The 15373-nt window shown below is 54.1% G+C and carries 15 protein-coding genes; 8 read left to right on the top strand and 7 right to left on the bottom strand.

Going from position 1 to position 15373, the window contains the following annotated elements; all coding sequences use genetic code 11:
• Positions 1-65: 65 nt before the first annotated feature.
• Positions 66-599 (top strand): hypothetical protein, encoded by a 534-nt coding sequence (locus tag ACN0XZ_RS01235; RefSeq protein WP_417455886.1) that lies wholly within the window; start codon positions 66-68, stop codon positions 597-599.
• Positions 599-3130, top strand: coding sequence for a type IV secretory system conjugative DNA transfer family protein (locus tag ACN0XZ_RS01230; RefSeq protein WP_417455885.1), 2532 nt, complete (start codon positions 599-601; stop codon positions 3128-3130). Before ACN0XZ_RS01235 ends, ACN0XZ_RS01230 begins: the two co-directional genes overlap by 1 nt.
• Before the next feature lie 155 nt (positions 3131-3285).
• Here ACN0XZ_RS01230 and ACN0XZ_RS01225 read toward each other — a convergent pair whose 3' ends face one another.
• Positions 3286-3633, bottom strand: coding sequence for a hypothetical protein (locus ACN0XZ_RS01225; RefSeq protein WP_417455884.1), 348 nt, complete (start codon positions 3631-3633; stop codon positions 3286-3288).
• Positions 3634-3791: 158 nt separating this feature from the next.
• On the opposite strand from ACN0XZ_RS01225, the gene ACN0XZ_RS01220 reads away from it, so the two are divergent.
• Together ACN0XZ_RS01220 and ACN0XZ_RS01215 are read left to right on the top strand one after the other, a co-directional pair.
• On the top strand, positions 3792-4043 hold the full coding sequence (locus ACN0XZ_RS01220; RefSeq protein WP_417455883.1) for a type II toxin-antitoxin system ParD family antitoxin: 252 nt from the start codon (positions 3792-3794) through the stop codon (positions 4041-4043).
• The gene (locus tag ACN0XZ_RS01215; RefSeq protein ID WP_417455882.1) at positions 4030-4329 is read left to right on the top strand and encodes a type II toxin-antitoxin system RelE/ParE family toxin; all 300 of its coding nucleotides are present in this window, start codon (positions 4030-4032) and stop codon (positions 4327-4329) included. Before ACN0XZ_RS01220 ends, ACN0XZ_RS01215 begins: the two co-directional genes overlap by 14 nt.
• 46 nt (positions 4330-4375) lie before the next feature.
• On the opposite strand, the gene ACN0XZ_RS01210 is transcribed toward ACN0XZ_RS01215, so the two are convergent.
• From ACN0XZ_RS01210 to ACN0XZ_RS01195, 4 genes are all read right to left on the bottom strand, one after another.
• A complete protein-coding gene (locus tag ACN0XZ_RS01210; protein WP_417455881.1) occupies positions 4376-4789 on the bottom strand; it encodes a DUF6088 family protein in 414 nt (137 codons plus the stop codon).
• A gap of 165 nt (positions 4790-4954) precedes the next feature.
• Positions 4955-5938 carry a tyrosine-type recombinase/integrase gene (locus ACN0XZ_RS01205; RefSeq protein WP_417455880.1) on the bottom strand — a complete coding sequence of 328 codons (984 nt, stop codon included), beginning with the start codon at positions 5936-5938 and terminating at the stop codon, positions 4955-4957.
• Between the two features lie 191 nt (positions 5939-6129).
• Positions 6130-6753 carry a class I SAM-dependent methyltransferase gene (locus ACN0XZ_RS01200; RefSeq protein WP_417455879.1) on the bottom strand — a complete coding sequence of 208 codons (624 nt, stop codon included), beginning with the start codon at positions 6751-6753 and terminating at the stop codon, positions 6130-6132.
• 79 nt (positions 6754-6832) lie between these two features.
• Positions 6833-7189 carry a winged helix-turn-helix transcriptional regulator gene (locus ACN0XZ_RS01195; protein ID WP_417455878.1) on the bottom strand — a complete coding sequence of 119 codons (357 nt, stop codon included), beginning with the start codon at positions 7187-7189 and terminating at the stop codon, positions 6833-6835.
• A gap of 169 nt (positions 7190-7358) precedes the next feature.
• On the opposite strand from ACN0XZ_RS01195, the gene ACN0XZ_RS01190 reads away from it, so the two are divergent.
• The 3 genes from ACN0XZ_RS01190 (at position 7359) to ACN0XZ_RS01180 (ending at position 11203) form a co-directional block, all read left to right on the top strand.
• A complete protein-coding gene (locus ACN0XZ_RS01190; protein WP_417455877.1) occupies positions 7359-8444 on the top strand; it encodes an NAD(P)H-dependent flavin oxidoreductase in 1086 nt (361 codons plus the stop codon).
• Between the two features lie 27 nt (positions 8445-8471).
• Entirely contained in the window at positions 8472-9086 is a 615-nt protein-coding gene (locus tag ACN0XZ_RS01185) for a glutathione S-transferase family protein (RefSeq protein WP_417455876.1), read from the top strand.
• Between the two features lie 119 nt (positions 9087-9205).
• On the top strand, positions 9206-11203 hold the full coding sequence (locus tag ACN0XZ_RS01180) for an ATP-binding protein (protein ID WP_417455875.1): 1998 nt from the start codon (positions 9206-9208) through the stop codon (positions 11201-11203).
• A 2-nt stretch (positions 11204-11205) separates the two neighbouring features.
• Here the strand turns inward: ACN0XZ_RS01180 and ACN0XZ_RS01175 are convergent, their stop codons facing one another.
• A complete protein-coding gene (locus tag ACN0XZ_RS01175) occupies positions 11206-12921 on the bottom strand; it encodes a sensor histidine kinase (protein ID WP_417455874.1) in 1716 nt (571 codons plus the stop codon).
• Positions 12918-13859: an ABC transporter substrate-binding protein gene (locus ACN0XZ_RS01170; protein WP_417455873.1), complete on the bottom strand. Its 942-nt coding sequence runs from the start codon at positions 13857-13859 to the stop codon at positions 12918-12920. The genes ACN0XZ_RS01175 and ACN0XZ_RS01170 overlap by 4 nt, the downstream gene beginning before the upstream one ends.
• 202 nt (positions 13860-14061) lie before the next feature.
• On the opposite strand from ACN0XZ_RS01170, the gene ACN0XZ_RS01165 reads away from it, so the two are divergent.
• Positions 14062-15321, top strand: coding sequence for a serine hydrolase domain-containing protein (locus tag ACN0XZ_RS01165; protein WP_417455872.1), 1260 nt, complete (start codon positions 14062-14064; stop codon positions 15319-15321).
• The last annotated feature ends 52 nt before the right edge of the window (positions 15322-15373 follow it).

The raw sequence follows: 15373 nt of genomic DNA, 5'->3' as shown, positions 1-15373 counted from the left end.
GTAGAATTTTATCTATTTTTGCGATAATCTTTGCTCCTTGGCTAACATATGGGCAGGGGGTAACCATGGATTTGCTGTTTAAACGCTCTCAAGAGGGCGGGATCGGTCGTGCTTCATTCAAATTGTTTTGCAAGCTTGACCTTGATGATCAAGAGCAGGCGCTCACCAAGAAATACCGTTTCGACGAAGCCGTCTTAATCTATACCTACCAGCCCACGCTTGCGAGGAAGGCATTTCTAAGAAGCCTCGGCGTGTTTATCCTTTTGTGGCTGCTTTCCCTCGCCATGTTCGGGGCGAGGGCTATATTCGCGAACGCATTGTTTGCCTTCTTGCTCATCATGGTCGTCACGGCGGTTTTCGGCTTTTGGTACTATCACCAGAACCGAGAGACCATCTTTGTCCGGGACCTTATCCATGGTCGGTATTTCAAATGCGACAGCGTGATCGAACTCGCTCGCAAGGAGGCGTGGCTTGAGACCGTCTGCTCATACTTGAGACAGGTAATGGAAAGTGCCCTGCATTGGGATGGTGAAGAACGCTTTCCTATTAAAGCGCTGCCCAAAGACGAGGCTAAAAAGATTATAATTAAGGGCCTCTGATGGGCTTTCATATTGCTGCGCGGTTCCATGCTTTTGCGAACGGTCTGTTCCGCCCGTCGGAAGAGCGCAAAACATGGTTCCTGTACCACAGGGTTCAGTTCCTGCTGGAGCGCGAGGCCTTGGAAGATACCATGGGCAGGGCTGGCCTTGCCCTCATGCTTGCCGGCGACCTGGCTGATACCTTTGGCTTGTCCGAAGAACATGCGCACCGGAACAAGCTTGCCGAGCTGGTCGCTCAGGTCATCGATTATGAAGACCTGTTTGTCCTGCCGCACATTGACTGGGGCACTTCCTATACGGTCGCGGAGCATTTTGACCTGCGTGCCCTGTTACGCACACAGCTTGATCTCATGAAGGATTTCAAGAGCACGTATCAGGCCATGCAGGATGCACTTGCGGTATCGCTAAACAGTCTGTACTCGGTCCCATTCCGTAACCCTGATCGCACCGGTGCGGGCGTGCAGACCTTTGAGGCTGATATGCTGTCCAGCACTCCTCATTGTGGTGCTGTTGTTGAAGGAATGGTCCTTCCCTTCTTCGATGAGGGTCTAGCGGATAGGAACTTGTTCCGTCGGCTTCGGCATCGATTTGACCATAATCTGGAGCAAGCTGGGGGCAAATCCCCTGACGCCTCAACCATCAAGGATCCCCACAAGCTTGCTCAAGCCTATCTGGCCGGGACACCCTTTCTGCCCTTCCTTGATGACAAAGTCGCTATTGTGGTGGCGCAAGAAACCCGTTTCGAGCACACCCATGTGCTTGGTGGCACAGGGCACGGTAAAACACAGCTTCTGCAATATATGCTGCTGCGGGACATCGAGAGTGCAGCCCAAGAGAAGCTCTCGCTGGTGGTCGTGGATAGTCAGGGCGACCTCATCCGCAAGCTGTCGAACCTTAAGCAGTTTTCGGGACCGCTTGCTGAACGTCTGATCATCATAGACCCAGCAGATATCGAACATCCGCCAGCGCTCAATCTGTTTGATGCCGGTCTTGACCGACTAGAGAGTTACACGCCTCACCAGCGGGAACTGGCCTTCAATTCACTGGTGGATATCTATGGCCGCTTCTTTGGCTCGCTTCTGGGCGCAGAGCTGACGGCCAAGCAGGGTGCAGTGTTTCGCTATCTTGCTCGCCTGATGCTGACCGTCAACGGAGCCACCATTCATACGCTTATTGAGCTGATGGACAACCCGGCACCGTTCAAGAAATACATCCAGCAGCTTGATCCTACAGCCAAGCGCTTCTTCGAGCAGGAATTCTCAAGAGGCGGATTCAGTTCGACGCGGCAGCAGATCAAACAGAGGCTGTATACAGTATTGTCCATCCCCACATTTGACCGCCTGTTTTCGGCGCCGAAGTCGAAGATCAATTTTTTCGATGCACTGAATGACGGCACCATCATTCTGGTGAACACGGCCAAAGATCTTTTGAAGGCTGACGGGGCGGCCATCTTTGGGCGGTTTGTGCTGTCGCTGATTGAACATGCGATCATGGAACGCGCCACACTCAAGGAAAATGAACGCACCCCGACATTCCTATATGTGGATGAAGCCCAAGACTATTTTGATGAAACCATTGAGACCTTGCTGGTGCAGGGACGGAAGCAGCACTTTGGACTCATCATGGCGCACCAGAATTTGGCACAAACTTCGACACGGCTGAATGCGGTGCTGGCAGCTAATACCACGATCAAGTTTGCCGGAGGCATCAGCGACAAGGATGCGCGGGCACTCGCCTCCGATATGCGAACCAGTGTGGACATGCTGCTCTCCATGCGAAAGCGCGCGGACCAGACCGAGTTCGCGCTGTCGGTTCGCAATCAGAGACCACATGCACTGAAGATTGATATTCCGATTGGATTTCTTGAACAGCAGGGCGCTATGAGCACCGAGGATTATGAAGCGCTCATGGAGTGGAACCGGGAGCGGGTGTGTTATGTGCTGGAAGCAGTGTTGCCGGAACCTGAGCCAAAATCGGTGCAGGAAACAATCTCCGAGGCAGAACGGATTCCAGGAGCCCCTGTGTCGCCCGACGTTGCGCAGGAGGCGCAAGTCGCAGGCCATCGTGCCATTCAGGAGAAAATCGCCAAGAAAGCCAAGAAACACGGGTTTACGGCGAGTGTGGAATATCTGCTCCCGAACGACAAACGTATCGACGTGGTGCTGTTTGGGCATGGACTTCGGATTGCGATTGAGGTTTCGGTGACCAATCGCGCGCCCTATGAACTCTCCAATATCGAGAAAGCTCTGGAAGCGGGCTTCACGACCGTCTGGATGGTGGCGCCTGATGCCGAGCACCAAAAAAAGCTTGAAGCGTTCGTGCGGGACAAGCTGGCAGTGGAACAATGGGCGCGAGTGCTATTTGGCACTGAGGGTGACATTGCAACGTGGCTGGGCCGGTATGAAGCACTAAGACGGAATGCGGCGAGTGTAGCCGGGTATGCGGTGGAGATTGCGTTCATCCCACCGCAAGCCGTGCAGGAACAGCAGTATCGCCGCGAGCAGCTCAGACACGCATTGCGCTCCTGCTGAACAGAGCTTGCAACCAATCTGTCTCTGTACCGCTCTATCAAAACTCAACACTATCGAGTTCCGCTATGCACCAGCTCTGTTGATCCCGTGAATGCCGATCATGTTACTTTTGAAGCCAGAACCTACTTGTTTATCCGCATCGCCATTTAGGCGGTTCAATAACGATCTTCATCGGTCAGAGGAGTAATATTACGTGGCAAGGGTGGCAGTAGATGCTCCCCCAAGCCTTGCTCCTTCAATGCATATCGTGTGTGCGCGTGTTGCTCTAACCATGTCATCCAGTCAGGAAGTCTATCTGTTTCAATAATGACGTGGTCCCAATCCGGCGCGGGCGAGGCCATATAGAGTGATTTGTGAGGGAGCAGCTCTTCTATTTGTCGGTATATGGCTTTGGCTGGCGTGCGGACGTATGGCAACCAAACCAGACCATCCTCATCGATTGCGGCAGCTATTGCTTCTAGTCTTTCGGTTGCATCCTCTATCGTAGTAAAATCCTTGGGCATGATATCGCTCGTCTCTGGTTTTGAATGAGAACAAAGTAAGAACATTCATATAAGGAGTCAACCGTTTGAGATGCAGTGTCTCCAATCCAGCGCCTGCCTTCCGATTTGACAATTATTGGCAAAAAATGGCATTATGGACAGGTATGGAGACAAAAATAATGGCAACTATGAATATTTCCCTGCCAGACCTGATGCGCAATTGGGTGCAGGATCGTGTGAATGAAGGCCGATATGCCAGCGGTAGCGACTATGTGCGCGATTTGATCCGTCAGGATCAGGAACGAAGCGCGAAGATCAAGGCTATGCAGCAGGCTATCACCGAGGGGCTCGCAAGCGGCCCTGCCAAAGCCTTCGACATGCAGGAGTTTAAAAGCCGAATGACCGCAAGCGGAAGCGATGGCGATCTATAGGCTTTTCCCCGCAGCCGAAGCCGATCTGGAAAATATCTGGCACTATACCCTCCGCATGTGGGGGACGGATCAGGCCGTATCATACCTTGATGGTTTTGAGCATGCCTTCCGCTTTCTGAGCAATACGCCGCATGTTTGTCGTGAACGCTTCGAGTTCACACCGCCTGTTCGCATCTTTCATCATGAGAAACACTTGATCGTCTATCTGGTGCGGGAGGGGGAGGTGCATGTCGTCCGCATCCTGCACGAGAACATGGATGTCGATGAGCAACTGGCCGATGAATGATGTTCGACTGAAACTTGACGCAATTTTCAGATAGACCTCTGCAGCTCTATGATGATTGCTCGAAGGTCACGAAATTTCCATTGTAGCCAATCTTGCGAGATATACGGCTCTTAACGCCGATAACGCGGCCCGTTGGAACCTGACTTGTCCGCCCCTCATTATATGCCTTCTCGCAACGGGACTGGGTAATCGTCACTCCTAGCTTGATAAGCGCAGCCTTTGCGAGTTCCTGAATTGGCCACTCAATTGTCGGCTTGCCGGTCAGTGATGAGATCTTGCTGCGGGCATAGATACCTTTGCCAATTCTGATGAGAGAGCCAGATTTGGTCATGCATCTGAGGACGCGGCCAATCTGATCGCCGCCAGATAAGTCCTTAAAATCGCCTATCACGAAAACAGGCACCGCACTTCGTTTTATACGGTACATCATTCGATCTTCCAGTGTCTTCTCGGTTGGCATGGCAATATCAAACTTACGACGTCGTTGACGAAATAATACAGGTAAATGCCTTTTAAAGCACTCGCTTGCCGACACCGAGAAAAACCATGAGCCATATTCTTAACGTGATGGCTCATGGTTTGTGCCTGTCTGGGCTTTGAGCAGTGCAAAGGGATAGCCTTCCTATTACCCCAGCATCTGCGCCAGTTTTGTTGCGGACTCGTTGTAGTAAATCATCAGGCTCTTGAGATCCCTATGCCCCACCGTGCGGGCAAGGGCGAGTACATCAAGCTTCTTGGAAAGCCGTGTGATCGCTTCATGTCTGGTGTCATGGAAGTGGAGGTTCTCGATCTCCGCTTTTGCCACCGCCTGCCGAAAGAAGGTCGAGGCCACCCGAGAATCTATCCGAAGCGCTGTCTGGAGGAATTGCTCGCATAGTTCCACTGCCCTTGAGGAGAGCGGTACCTGACGTTGGTCGCCATTCTTGGTCTGGTCCAGTTGCACATACCGTTCGGCTAGGTGTACGGAAGAATCGTCCATGCTGCACATCTCCCCAAGCCGCATGCCAGTCTCAATGGCAAGCAGGAAGAAAAGCCCCACCAGTTGCCTTCTGGTGCGGATAGGGGAATATTCCTGATACCCGAGTACTATGATGATGCGATCGATTTCATCCTCGCTGATCAGACGGTCACGCGGGCGAGGTTGCTTGGGCCGGTCCAGATCATGTACGGGATTTACCTTGAGCCAGCCCCATTCCTTGCGCGCCCTCGTGAACACGGCGGAGATGAGATTGAGATCTCGGTTCACAGTACTAGGTGATACATTCTTGAGGCGGGCATCTCGGAACTTCGCCATGTGCTGGGTCTTGAGGTCTACAAGCCGAACGCGGGATAGCGGATCACGACAGAGAGAGTTCAGCCGGATGAGTTCCCAACGGGCGCCGCGTTTGGTCGGTGAGACCTCCTTGGCATAGCGCGTGAAGGCATCCCGCACGAGGAGGCGCTCTGCTACCGCCTCTTCAATAACTATTTTGCCTGATGAGATTTCGGCCTCTTTGAGGATGGCCCATTCCCGCGCCTCGGCTTTTGTGCTATACGTTGCCGACAGGTAAAAGCCCTGTTTTCGAACCTCGACGCGCCAATTGGCACCGCGTTTCCTGAAAGTAGCCATTGTGTTCTCCTATCGATCTATGGCGTAAATTCGGCACATCGCCCCAAATTTACGCGCTCGTGACCTGATAGAATCGACTATCCCGAGGCACTCGAAATGTATAGTTAAGTGTTTGAAATTACACGACTTAACTGTATGTGGTGAGAATTACTCACGATCTCCCCCTCAGCCGACCGGGGGCACCATTTCTCTCAAACTTTCCGGGCGATGATGAACACAGCCTTCTTGGGGCCGGGGCGCCAGTTATGTTCAAGGCTGAAGCCTGCCTGCTCGATCATGGCCGCAAGCTCTGTTCCTTTCATGAAACCCACGTGCGGCGGTGCATAGCCAACAGCACGCGCGATGGGCAGGATATATTTGAAGAAACCAAGGCCGTCCTGAAGGCATACGGTGCTGGAGACAAAGAGCCCGCCGGGCTTGAGCATTCTGTGCGCGTGGGCGATAGCGGCTTCGGGTTTGGGCAGCAGGTGCAGGATAGAATGCGCCATCACCATATCCACACTGCCGTCCGGCACGGTCAGGTCCTCAAGCGGTGTGCATTCAAACGTCACATTCGGGATGTTTTGTGTGGCCGCCTTCTCGCGTGCGATCGCGAGCATGTTTTCAGAGATATCAGTGGCGAGAATATGTTTCACGTGTGGCGCATGCAAAAGCGCTGTGCTGCCGGTACCGCAGGCGATCTCAACTACTTCCGTCTCCGGCGTGAAATAGCTGCGGGTAAGCTCCAGTTTGTGCTCATAGGATGCCTGATCGGCAATGGATGACTTCGCATAGCCCTTGGCCATGCGGTTCCAAAACTTCGCTGTCGCGCTCATGATGTTCCCCCATCTGGTCGCATTTATGTAAATTGGTTGCAGACTTTATGTGGGGATTGGGGCGGGAATGTGTAGGGGCTTAGCAGCTTTTACCTTGCCTACGTTCTTTCAGGCGATGGCCGACGCTTACAATCGCAGCGATCGCGGGCTGAAGCTCGGCCCCGAGGTCAGTGAGCGAATACTCCACCGTGGGCGGGGAGGTAGACATCACCTTCCGCCTGACCACACCGTCGGCCTCAAGCTTCTTGAGCCGGGTGGTGAGCATTTTGGCGGATACACCGGGGATGTCGTCCTTCAACTCGCTAAAGCGGCGCGGCCCTTCGCTCAGTTGCCAGATGATGTTGGGAGTCCAGGCGCCACCAATAATCGACAGGCAACTGTTGAGCGGGCATTCATAGGGCGGTGGGGAGACCTTACTTTTCCTGCGTGTGATCATGCGCCTCTCTCTTGGTTCAATAAAACTGTAATATTTACATAAGGTTACGGCGTGGTGACCTACTTACCGTATGGTAACTTATAAATACCTGGTTACTTCTTGAAACTTAATATGCCTTGGTTATCTTCATTCGTAAAGTTTGTTCATTTGCGGAAGGAGGACAGGCCCCATGTGGCAGAAAACACGTTTCACTGAGGCTGTTGGTATCCAGCATCCCATCGTTCAGGGGCCCTTTGGTGGCGGCTTTTCGTCAACAGACCTTGTGGCGGCGGTATCAAACGCGGGCGGTCTTGGCTCTTTTGGGGCGCATAACCTGCGCGGCGATGAGATATTGCGTGTCACAGAAGAGATCCGCCAAAAGACCGATAAACCCTTTGCCCTCAACCTCTGGATATCAGTGGTTGATGAAGGCGGTGAGGGGCTTGATGAAGCCGGATACCGGCAGGCGGTTGAGTTCTTCCAGCCCTATTATGACGAGCTTGGCATGCAGGCCCCCGGTATGCCTCATGACCATGTTGAGCATTATGAAGAGCAGGTTGAGGCGCTGATTGAAGCCCGGCCGGACGTTTTCAGTTTTGTGTTTGGTATCCCGAGTGCGGATGTGCTCAGCCGGTGCCGTGCAGCGGGCATTAAAACCCTTGGCGCCGCAACCACCGTGGCTGAAGCGAAAGCGCTTGAGGCCGCAGGCGTAGACATTGTGCTGGCCACAGGTTTTGAAGCGGGCGGCCACCGGCCATCTTTCCTTAAATCGGCGGAGACGAGCCTCGTGGGCACGCTGCCGCTGGTGCCGCAGGTGCGGGATGCGGTGAGTATCCCTGTTGTGGCGGCGGGTGGCATCGCGGATGCGCGCGGCGTGGCTGCGGCGCTGACCTTGGGGGCCGATGCAGTCCAGCTTGGCACGGCCTTCCTTGCGTGCGCGGAATCAAACACCACAGACCAGCACCGTGACCTGATTTTCGGCTCCGCCGCGGATGACACCGTGCTTTCCCGCGCGTATACGGGTCGACTCGCGCGTTTCCTGCCCAACCGCTTTGTGGCGGATGTGGAGGGTGCAAACGCCTTCCTGCCGTTTCCCGTGCAGGCATGGTTCACCACGCCGCTTAAGAAAACCGCGCTCGCGCAGGGCAAGCCAGAGCTTGCGTCCTTCTACGCAGGGCAGGGGGCACCGCTTCTTGAACACCGCCGTGCGGCCGATGTGATGGCGGCGCTTGTTGGCGGTATCGACCAGATTTTCACGAGAACCACAACCAACTAACCCACGATGACGAAAGAGGAGACAGATATGTATCAGCTCTATTATTCACCGGGCGCATGCTCGCTTGCGATCCACACCCTGCTTATTGAACTTGGCCAGCCGTTTGAGCTTATCAATAAAAACGATGTTGATTTCGCCGCCATCAACCCGCTGGGCGCAGTGCCTGTGCTGAGGGACGGGGACACGCTGATCCGCGAAGGGGCGGCGATTGTGCTTTACCTTGTTGAGAAGCACGGCAGCGCGCTGTTGCCTGAGGCAGGCACACCTGAGCGGGCGAACGCGCTTCAGTGGCTGATGTTCGCGAACGCCACGGTGCACCCGGCTTACAGCAAGCTCTTTTTCATTATGCGCGCGCTGGATGGTGATGCAGCGCAAGACAAGGCTTTTGAAGCGGCAGCGCAAGCCGCAGGCAAGCTGTGGGCGCTGGTTGATGAACAGCTTGTCAAAACCCGTTTTGTGACGGGTGACAAGCTTGGCATCGCCGATATCCTGCTGACGGTCTATGCGAACTGGGGCGGCTTCTTCACGGTTGATATTCCGCTTGGTGCGAATGTGCGCCGCATGCTTTCAGATGTGTCTGCGCTGCCATCCTTCCAGAAGGCACTGACGACCGAAGGTGTGGACTATAAAGCGGCGGCCTAGCCCTTACGCCACATGAACAACGCACGCGCTAACTCCTGTTGGCGCGTGTTTCTTTTTAACCGCTGCTTAACCGATATCCCCTATAAAGGGCCTGTACGGGGGTAAAAGTAGTGGTGAGTATGCCAGAGAAGTATAAACAGCGTATCCTCGTAACCGCAGCCCTCTTCCTGATTGTGGGGGTGAGCCTCTTTTATTGGCTTCTGCAGGCGCAGGCGCAGGAACATCACGCACGCTCAACCGATCTGGTGTCGGAATACCGGGCGGTTCTCGAAGAAAAGCTCATCCAGAATTTGGCGTTAACGGCCAGCCTCAAGTCTTATATCTCAGTTGAGCCGGAGCTTGACCAAGCCCGGTATGAAGCGTTCGCACGTGACCTGCTGACCCAAAAAAACCAGATTAAAAATATGGGTGCTGCGCGGGATCTGGTGATCACACACATGTATCCGCTCGAAGGGAACGAAAAAGCGGTTGGGCTCAACTTCCGCACAAATGCACAACAGTTTGAAATGGTGCAGCGGGCGATTGATGAAAATACCACTGTGCTTGCCGGGCCGCTTACCCTTGTACAGGGCGGGCAGGGCATCATTGCGCGCCAACCGGTTTTCCGGGCCGACAATGGTGAGCTGTGGGGGGTTGTGTCCGTGGTGCTTGATGTGGATGCGCTTCTGAACGATGTGCATGCGGAAATGCCGGATGTTGAGCTTGCGATCCGTGGGAAAGACGCGCTCGGCAGTGCAGGCGACATGATCTATGGCGACGAGAACTTGTTCGTGCAGGGCGAGGCGAGCTTGTCCACTCTCAAATTACCATACGGTAGCTGGCAACTGGCAGCCAACGCCCCCTTTATGGTCAGCAGGCACTTTATACGAGCCGTCTTCCTGACCGGCATGTTTCTGGCGTTTATTTTTGCTGTCAGATTTCTCCAGAGACAGGAAGCTTATGAAAAAGAGCTGCTGTGCGCAAAGCGGGAGGCAGAGGAAGCCAGCCGGGAGAAATCGAAATTTCTGGCTCATATGTCGCATGAGATACGCACACCCATGAACGGCATGATCGGGGTCATTCAGCTCCTTGATCAGGAACAGCTCTCTGACGCGCAGAAAGATTTGCTTGAGGCGGCAAAAACTTCTGCGGATAACCTGATGCATGTCATCAGCGATATTCTCGATTTTTCCAAAATCGAGGCGCAACAGCTCACCCTTGAGAAAGCGCCCTTTAACCTCGACAATATCCTTAAATATGTCGAGCGCAATGCGCGCACGAGCCTGAACGGTAAAAGGGTGAAGTTTGAGCTGGTTCTTGAAGAAGGATTGCATCAATTCTGGGTCGGAGACGAGATTAGGATTGGTCAAATCCTGATGAATCTGGTTAGCAACGCTGTCAAATTCACAGAAGAAGGCACGGTGCGCCTGCGCGCCGCCTCTCGACACCAGGGCGCGCACCCCATGCTTGAATTTGTGGTTTCTGATACGGGTATCGGCATCAGCGCGGAAGAACAGCGCAGAGTGTTCAGCTCTTTTGTGCAGGCAGACGCTTCTATCAACCGGCGGTTTGGGGGCACAGGTCTTGGCTTGTCGATCGTGAAAAGCTTGATTGAGCTCATGGGCGGCACCATCAAACTTTTCAGTAAAAAAGGCGAGGGTGCGCTCTTTCGTATTTGTTTGCCGCTTGCTCCCTGTGAGGCACCGAAGGTGAAAGGTGCGACGGCAGCATCGGAAGTGCCGGACCTTTCCGGAAGGATGGTTCTGCACGCCGAAGATGTGGATCTGAATTCGGTTCTGTTCAGCAAGATGATGCGGCCAACAGGGTGCACGATTGTGCGCGCGACCAATGGGGCTGAAGCTATCTCGAAGATGCGGGAATGCAGTTTTGATATGGTCTTTATGGATATTCAGATGCCGGAGGTGGACGGGGTTACAGCGACACGGGAAATTCGCAAGTTTAACCCGGATATCCCTATTGTTGCGCTGACAGCCAACGTGACCCAGGATGACGTGCAACTTTATAAAAGAAGCGGGTTTACAGGGTTTCTCGGTAAACCGACCCGTCTCTCTGATCTATATAGGCTGCTGAGTTCTCAGCGTTTGGCTGAGCGGCCCAAGTTGCCGGTTTCCATGTAAAATTAGATATAGTTGAAATCATCGTCGGCTTTGTGAGGCTCAACAGGCTCGGGAAATTTGGGCAAAGTAAGATGTATCTTGGTGCCCTTGCCTTTCTCAGATTCAATCTTCATATCGCCCTTCATCAGCAAGACAAAATGTTCAACAAGCGGTAGACCAAGGCCGGTGCCTGAGCCTTCCGTTTGGCGGATATACATATGATCGCTGACTTGCGCGAAAGGCTGCATCGCCACATCAATTTCAGCGTCGCTCATGCCGATGCCTGTATCGGCGACCGTCAGGCAATAGCTGTCACCGCATTCAGTTGCGCTCACGGATACATCGCCGTCTGCCGGGGTGAATTTCACCGCGTTTGAGACAAGATTGATGATCACCTGTTTGAGGATGCGGGTATCTGTGCGGATTTGAAGGGGTGGGCAATCGAGGCTGAAACGCAGGTTCTTGCGCTCAATAATGGGCTGGCTGAGAGCAGCCGCGGCGGCCACCACTTCATCAAGCAAGGCTTCCCGTATCTGCAGTTCAAACCGACCAGCTTCCAGTTTCGAGAGGTCCAGAATGTCGTTGATAATTTCAAGCAGGTGTTTACCGCTGTCGCAGATGTAGGTGAGATATTCCTCCTCCTGCTCAGGTGTGACGGCAATTTCCCCCTTGAGCATTTCCGAGAAGCCGATCACAGCGTTGAGCGGTGTCCGCAGTTCATGGCTCATGGAGGCCAGGAATTTGGACTTGGCGATGTTGGCGGCCTCGGCTTCTTCCTTGGCAAAAGTAAGCTCCATGGTGCGTTCAACCACCATCTGTTCCAGCCGGTCCTTCTGTTCCGCCTGTTGGCTATCATGCAGCTTGAGTTCTTCCAGCATATCGAGGAACGCGATCTGCAGCGTGGTTAACTCGCTTGAGTTCTGGGTGGCGCTTGCGGCCGCAATGGCGGAAAGGTCTTCGCTTTCCATGGCGTCATCAAGCCCGCTGGTGTGGATTTTACGCGCAATCCGGGTGAGCGCATCAAGAGGGCGTATCCATGCCCTCAGGAGGATGGAGGCAACAGCAAGACCAACGATGGCCAGAAAGGCCGCCACCAGCCCCGCCCGGCTGACAAGGGTGTCTATCTGGTCATGCACGCGGGCGGTTGAAAACCCAAGCCGCACCATGCCGATGATATCTGCCCCCACGGTGTTCTCTTCCTTGTTGAAGGTTGGGGTTTCGTCAAAGCCTGTTTCCTCGATGACGTTGCGAACCACTGGCGCGCCGATATGATAACCGGGCATATTTGCCGAGCTTGCCTCTGCATCAGACAAGTGCCTGATAACAACGTTGCCGGTTCTGAAGGTTTCTTCGAGCAGTGTGTCTGTCATCTCGAGAGGGCCGATATCTTCTGGTAGGCTGATGAGCGTGGTGCCGTCTGATGCGACCACATCAATATGCACAATGTCAGGGTCCAGGAGGTAGGGCGCGAGTGCTGCTTTGAGGAGGTCCTCGTCCGCAACCAGAAGACCAAGTTTGACGTTTTCTGCAATACCTGCGGCGACAACGCGCCCGCGTTTTTCGAGGTCAGCCGTCATCAGCTGGCTGGCGGTACCAATAAAAATCATTGCCATCATGCCGCCAACCGCACCCACCAGCAGGACAAGAAAGGCGATGGCACGTGTTCTGAGGCTGAGCCGGTCGATAAAACCAGGGCGCCTCTCGGCGCGGTTGACTATCGGTTGGTCAGGACGGGTCATTTAAACACAACCTCCCTTCCGCTTGGTGCCGCAGCGCCCGGTATATGGCGCAGGGTGCGTTTGTTGATCTCCAGAATGAAGATGTCATCACCTGAGGCTGGGTCTGGTGCGCTGCCGGTCAACCGTGCCTGAGAAGCTTCTCCAATACGGCCACCCAGTTTCAACGGGTCTGCGCGCAAGGTTACCGTCATGCCCATGTCCACAAGAGATGAAGAATAGGCGAAGGTAGGTATCCTGTTCTCAAGGGTCAGGCGCAGAATATAGCGGACAGTATCGCTGTTGAGCACCATACGGTCGCGCAGGAAGATCAGGCCGTCCGATTCCGAGATCGCCTGCCTGAGGCCTGCGCTCACATCCTGTGGTTCCTCTACATAATAGACACGGAGGTTGATATGCTGTGACTGTGCAGCGCTGACAAGATTCTCGCGAATTGGCTCCAGTGTTTCTCGCCGGGCGATGATGCCAACGGTTTTGATGTCGGGTTTAAGCGCGGCCAACACCTCAAGCTGGAGCGACAGTGGCGGCCTTGGGTCGAAGAAAGTGAAGCGGGTATTTTTGATCAACTCACTATCGGGTTCATCATGAACCGAGTAGAGGGTCGGGGTATCGGGCAGCCCTTCTGCAATCAGCGTCGCGGCTTGCGGCCCGAGCGCGATAACCAGCTCCAGTGTGCCGTTCGCTTTTCTCGCCCGCAGGTCCTTGATGATCTCGACCCCGACGGCGGGGTCACGGTGCATGTCCATATATTTGATGGTGCCACACGCCGGGCAGCTTCTACTGATGCCGCCTGCGATTTGTATGCTGAGGTCGTGTTTGAACGAATCTACAACGATGACATCCGCAAACAGGGTAGGGCTGGGTAAGAGCATCGCCAAGCTGCACCAGATGGCCCTGATGGGCCATTTTAAGGTTTTGAGCAGCGCGCGCGAACGGTTCATAGAATTCTCGGTCTATGACCCCCAATACAAGGTCAGTGTATGTCATCCCCCTATAAGGGTTCCAGATTTATTCTAAACAAACATGGTTAGGGCAAAGTAAACGCTATCTTGCGGCGTGAGCGATGAGGCACGCAGTTTTGTCCGACACCTTGTTGCCTTGTGAAAGCCTTGGGCTATCTTCTCAGGGAGGGAGGATGTCACCATGAATAAATACCTAGTATCGCTTGTTCTCATAGCGTTGGCGCCGTTTGCTGTTTTTGCGGCTGATCTGCCAAAAGCGGCACCGGCTGAGGCTGGTCTTTCCGCAGAAAAACTGGCTGAAATGAAAGCGCATTTTCAGGCTTATGTGGACGATGGCCGGTTGGCTGGCTTGACAACACTGGTGGCACGCAAAGGCCAGGTGGTGGATTTTCAAACCTATGGTGCGCTTGATACCGAAAGCGGTCAGCCGATGCGGGAGGATGCGATCTTCCGTATCTATTCCATGACCAAGCCTATCACCGGTGTTGCGTTGATGATGCTTTATGAAGAAGGCAAGTTTGCGCTGGATGATCCGGTTTCAAAATACATACCGGGTTTTGCCGACGCCCGTGTTTTCAAATCAGAAGCTGAAGACGGCACGCTGGTTACAGAACCTGCGGCGCGTGACATCACTATCCGTGACCTGATGCGGCATACCTCCGGCTTAACCTACGGCGTATTCGGGAACACACCGGTCGACAAAAGCTATCTGAAAAGCCAGTTGATCGGGGTTGATCAACCAATGGCGGAATGGGTACCGCGGCTTGCTGAACAGCCGCTTTTGTACCAGCCCGGTGCGGCCTGGGTTTATTCCCTGTCGGTCGAGGTTCAGGGCTATCTGGTTGAGGTGCTTTCGGGCCAACCGTTTGATGAGTTCCTGCAAGAGCGTATCTTCAGTCCGCTTGGGATGACAGACACCGGGTTTTATGTGCCGGGTGATAAACTCGACCGCTTCGTGGGCATCTATGAACTGGATGAAAACAAAAAGCTGGTGGCGTCAAAAAACAAGCTTTTGCAGGATTTCTCCATCAATCCTCAGTTCAAATCCGGCGGCGGTGGCCTTGTCTCCACAACCACTGACTATTGGCGGTTCGCCCAGATGGTGGCGAACGGCGGCACGCTTGACGGTGTCACCATCCTCAAGCCTGAAACGATTGCCATGATGTCGACAAACCAGTTGCCGGAAGCGCTGCCGGGTATTGCTGGCGGCAAACGGGGCCTTGGCTTTGGCCTTGATTTCGCCGTGGTGCTGGACCCCGCCAAGTTTGGCAACACGGGTGAGCCGGGTGAATATTTCTGGGGCGGCATGGCCAACACCGTGTTCTGGATCGACCCCACGCACGATATTGTGGCGATCCTGATGACCAATATTTTGCCCAATGGCATCTATGAACTCCGCAATGAGATGCGCACCTATGTGAACGGCGCGATTGCGGATTAGAGACTAAAAAGGGGTGGCTGGTTGGCCACCCCTTTCCTCGCGGTTCCGTCGT

It is taken from the genome of Kordiimonas sp. (genome assembly GCF_048264555.1).
Lineage (GTDB): Bacteria > Pseudomonadota > Alphaproteobacteria > Sphingomonadales > Kordiimonadaceae > Kordiimonas.
Note: the sequence above shows the minus strand (reverse complement) of the source record. Positions and strands in the feature narration are given on the sequence as shown.

Bases quoted from the DNA above. Each gene is read 5' to 3' on its own strand.
- ACN0XZ_RS01235 (WP_417455886.1), top strand. From the start codon at position 66: ATGGATTTGCTGTTTAAACGCTCTCAAGAGGGCGGGATCGGTCGTGCT.
- ACN0XZ_RS01230 (WP_417455885.1), top strand. From the start codon at position 599: ATGGGCTTTCATATTGCTGCGCGGTTCCATGCTTTTGCGAACGGTCTG.
- ACN0XZ_RS01225 (WP_417455884.1), bottom strand. From the start codon at position 3,633: ATGCCCAAGGATTTTACTACGATAGAGGATGCAACCGAAAGACTAGAA.
- ACN0XZ_RS01220 (WP_417455883.1), top strand. From the start codon at position 3,792: ATGGCAACTATGAATATTTCCCTGCCAGACCTGATGCGCAATTGGGTG.
- ACN0XZ_RS01215 (WP_417455882.1), top strand. From the start codon at position 4,030: ATGGCGATCTATAGGCTTTTCCCCGCAGCCGAAGCCGATCTGGAAAAT.
- ACN0XZ_RS01210 (WP_417455881.1), bottom strand. From the start codon at position 4,789: ATGCCAACCGAGAAGACACTGGAAGATCGAATGATGTACCGTATAAAA.
- ACN0XZ_RS01205 (WP_417455880.1), bottom strand. From the start codon at position 5,938: ATGGCTACTTTCAGGAAACGCGGTGCCAATTGGCGCGTCGAGGTTCGA.
- ACN0XZ_RS01200 (WP_417455879.1), bottom strand. From the start codon at position 6,753: ATGAGCGCGACAGCGAAGTTTTGGAACCGCATGGCCAAGGGCTATGCG.
- ACN0XZ_RS01195 (WP_417455878.1), bottom strand. From the start codon at position 7,189: ATGATCACACGCAGGAAAAGTAAGGTCTCCCCACCGCCCTATGAATGC.
- ACN0XZ_RS01190 (WP_417455877.1), top strand. From the start codon at position 7,359: ATGTGGCAGAAAACACGTTTCACTGAGGCTGTTGGTATCCAGCATCCC.
- ACN0XZ_RS01185 (WP_417455876.1), top strand. From the start codon at position 8,472: ATGTATCAGCTCTATTATTCACCGGGCGCATGCTCGCTTGCGATCCAC.
- ACN0XZ_RS01180 (WP_417455875.1), top strand. From the start codon at position 9,206: ATGCCAGAGAAGTATAAACAGCGTATCCTCGTAACCGCAGCCCTCTTC.
- ACN0XZ_RS01175 (WP_417455874.1), bottom strand. From the start codon at position 12,921: ATGACCCGTCCTGACCAACCGATAGTCAACCGCGCCGAGAGGCGCCCT.
- ACN0XZ_RS01170 (WP_417455873.1), bottom strand. From the start codon at position 13,859: ATGAACCGTTCGCGCGCGCTGCTCAAAACCTTAAAATGGCCCATCAGG.
- ACN0XZ_RS01165 (WP_417455872.1), top strand. From the start codon at position 14,062: ATGAATAAATACCTAGTATCGCTTGTTCTCATAGCGTTGGCGCCGTTT.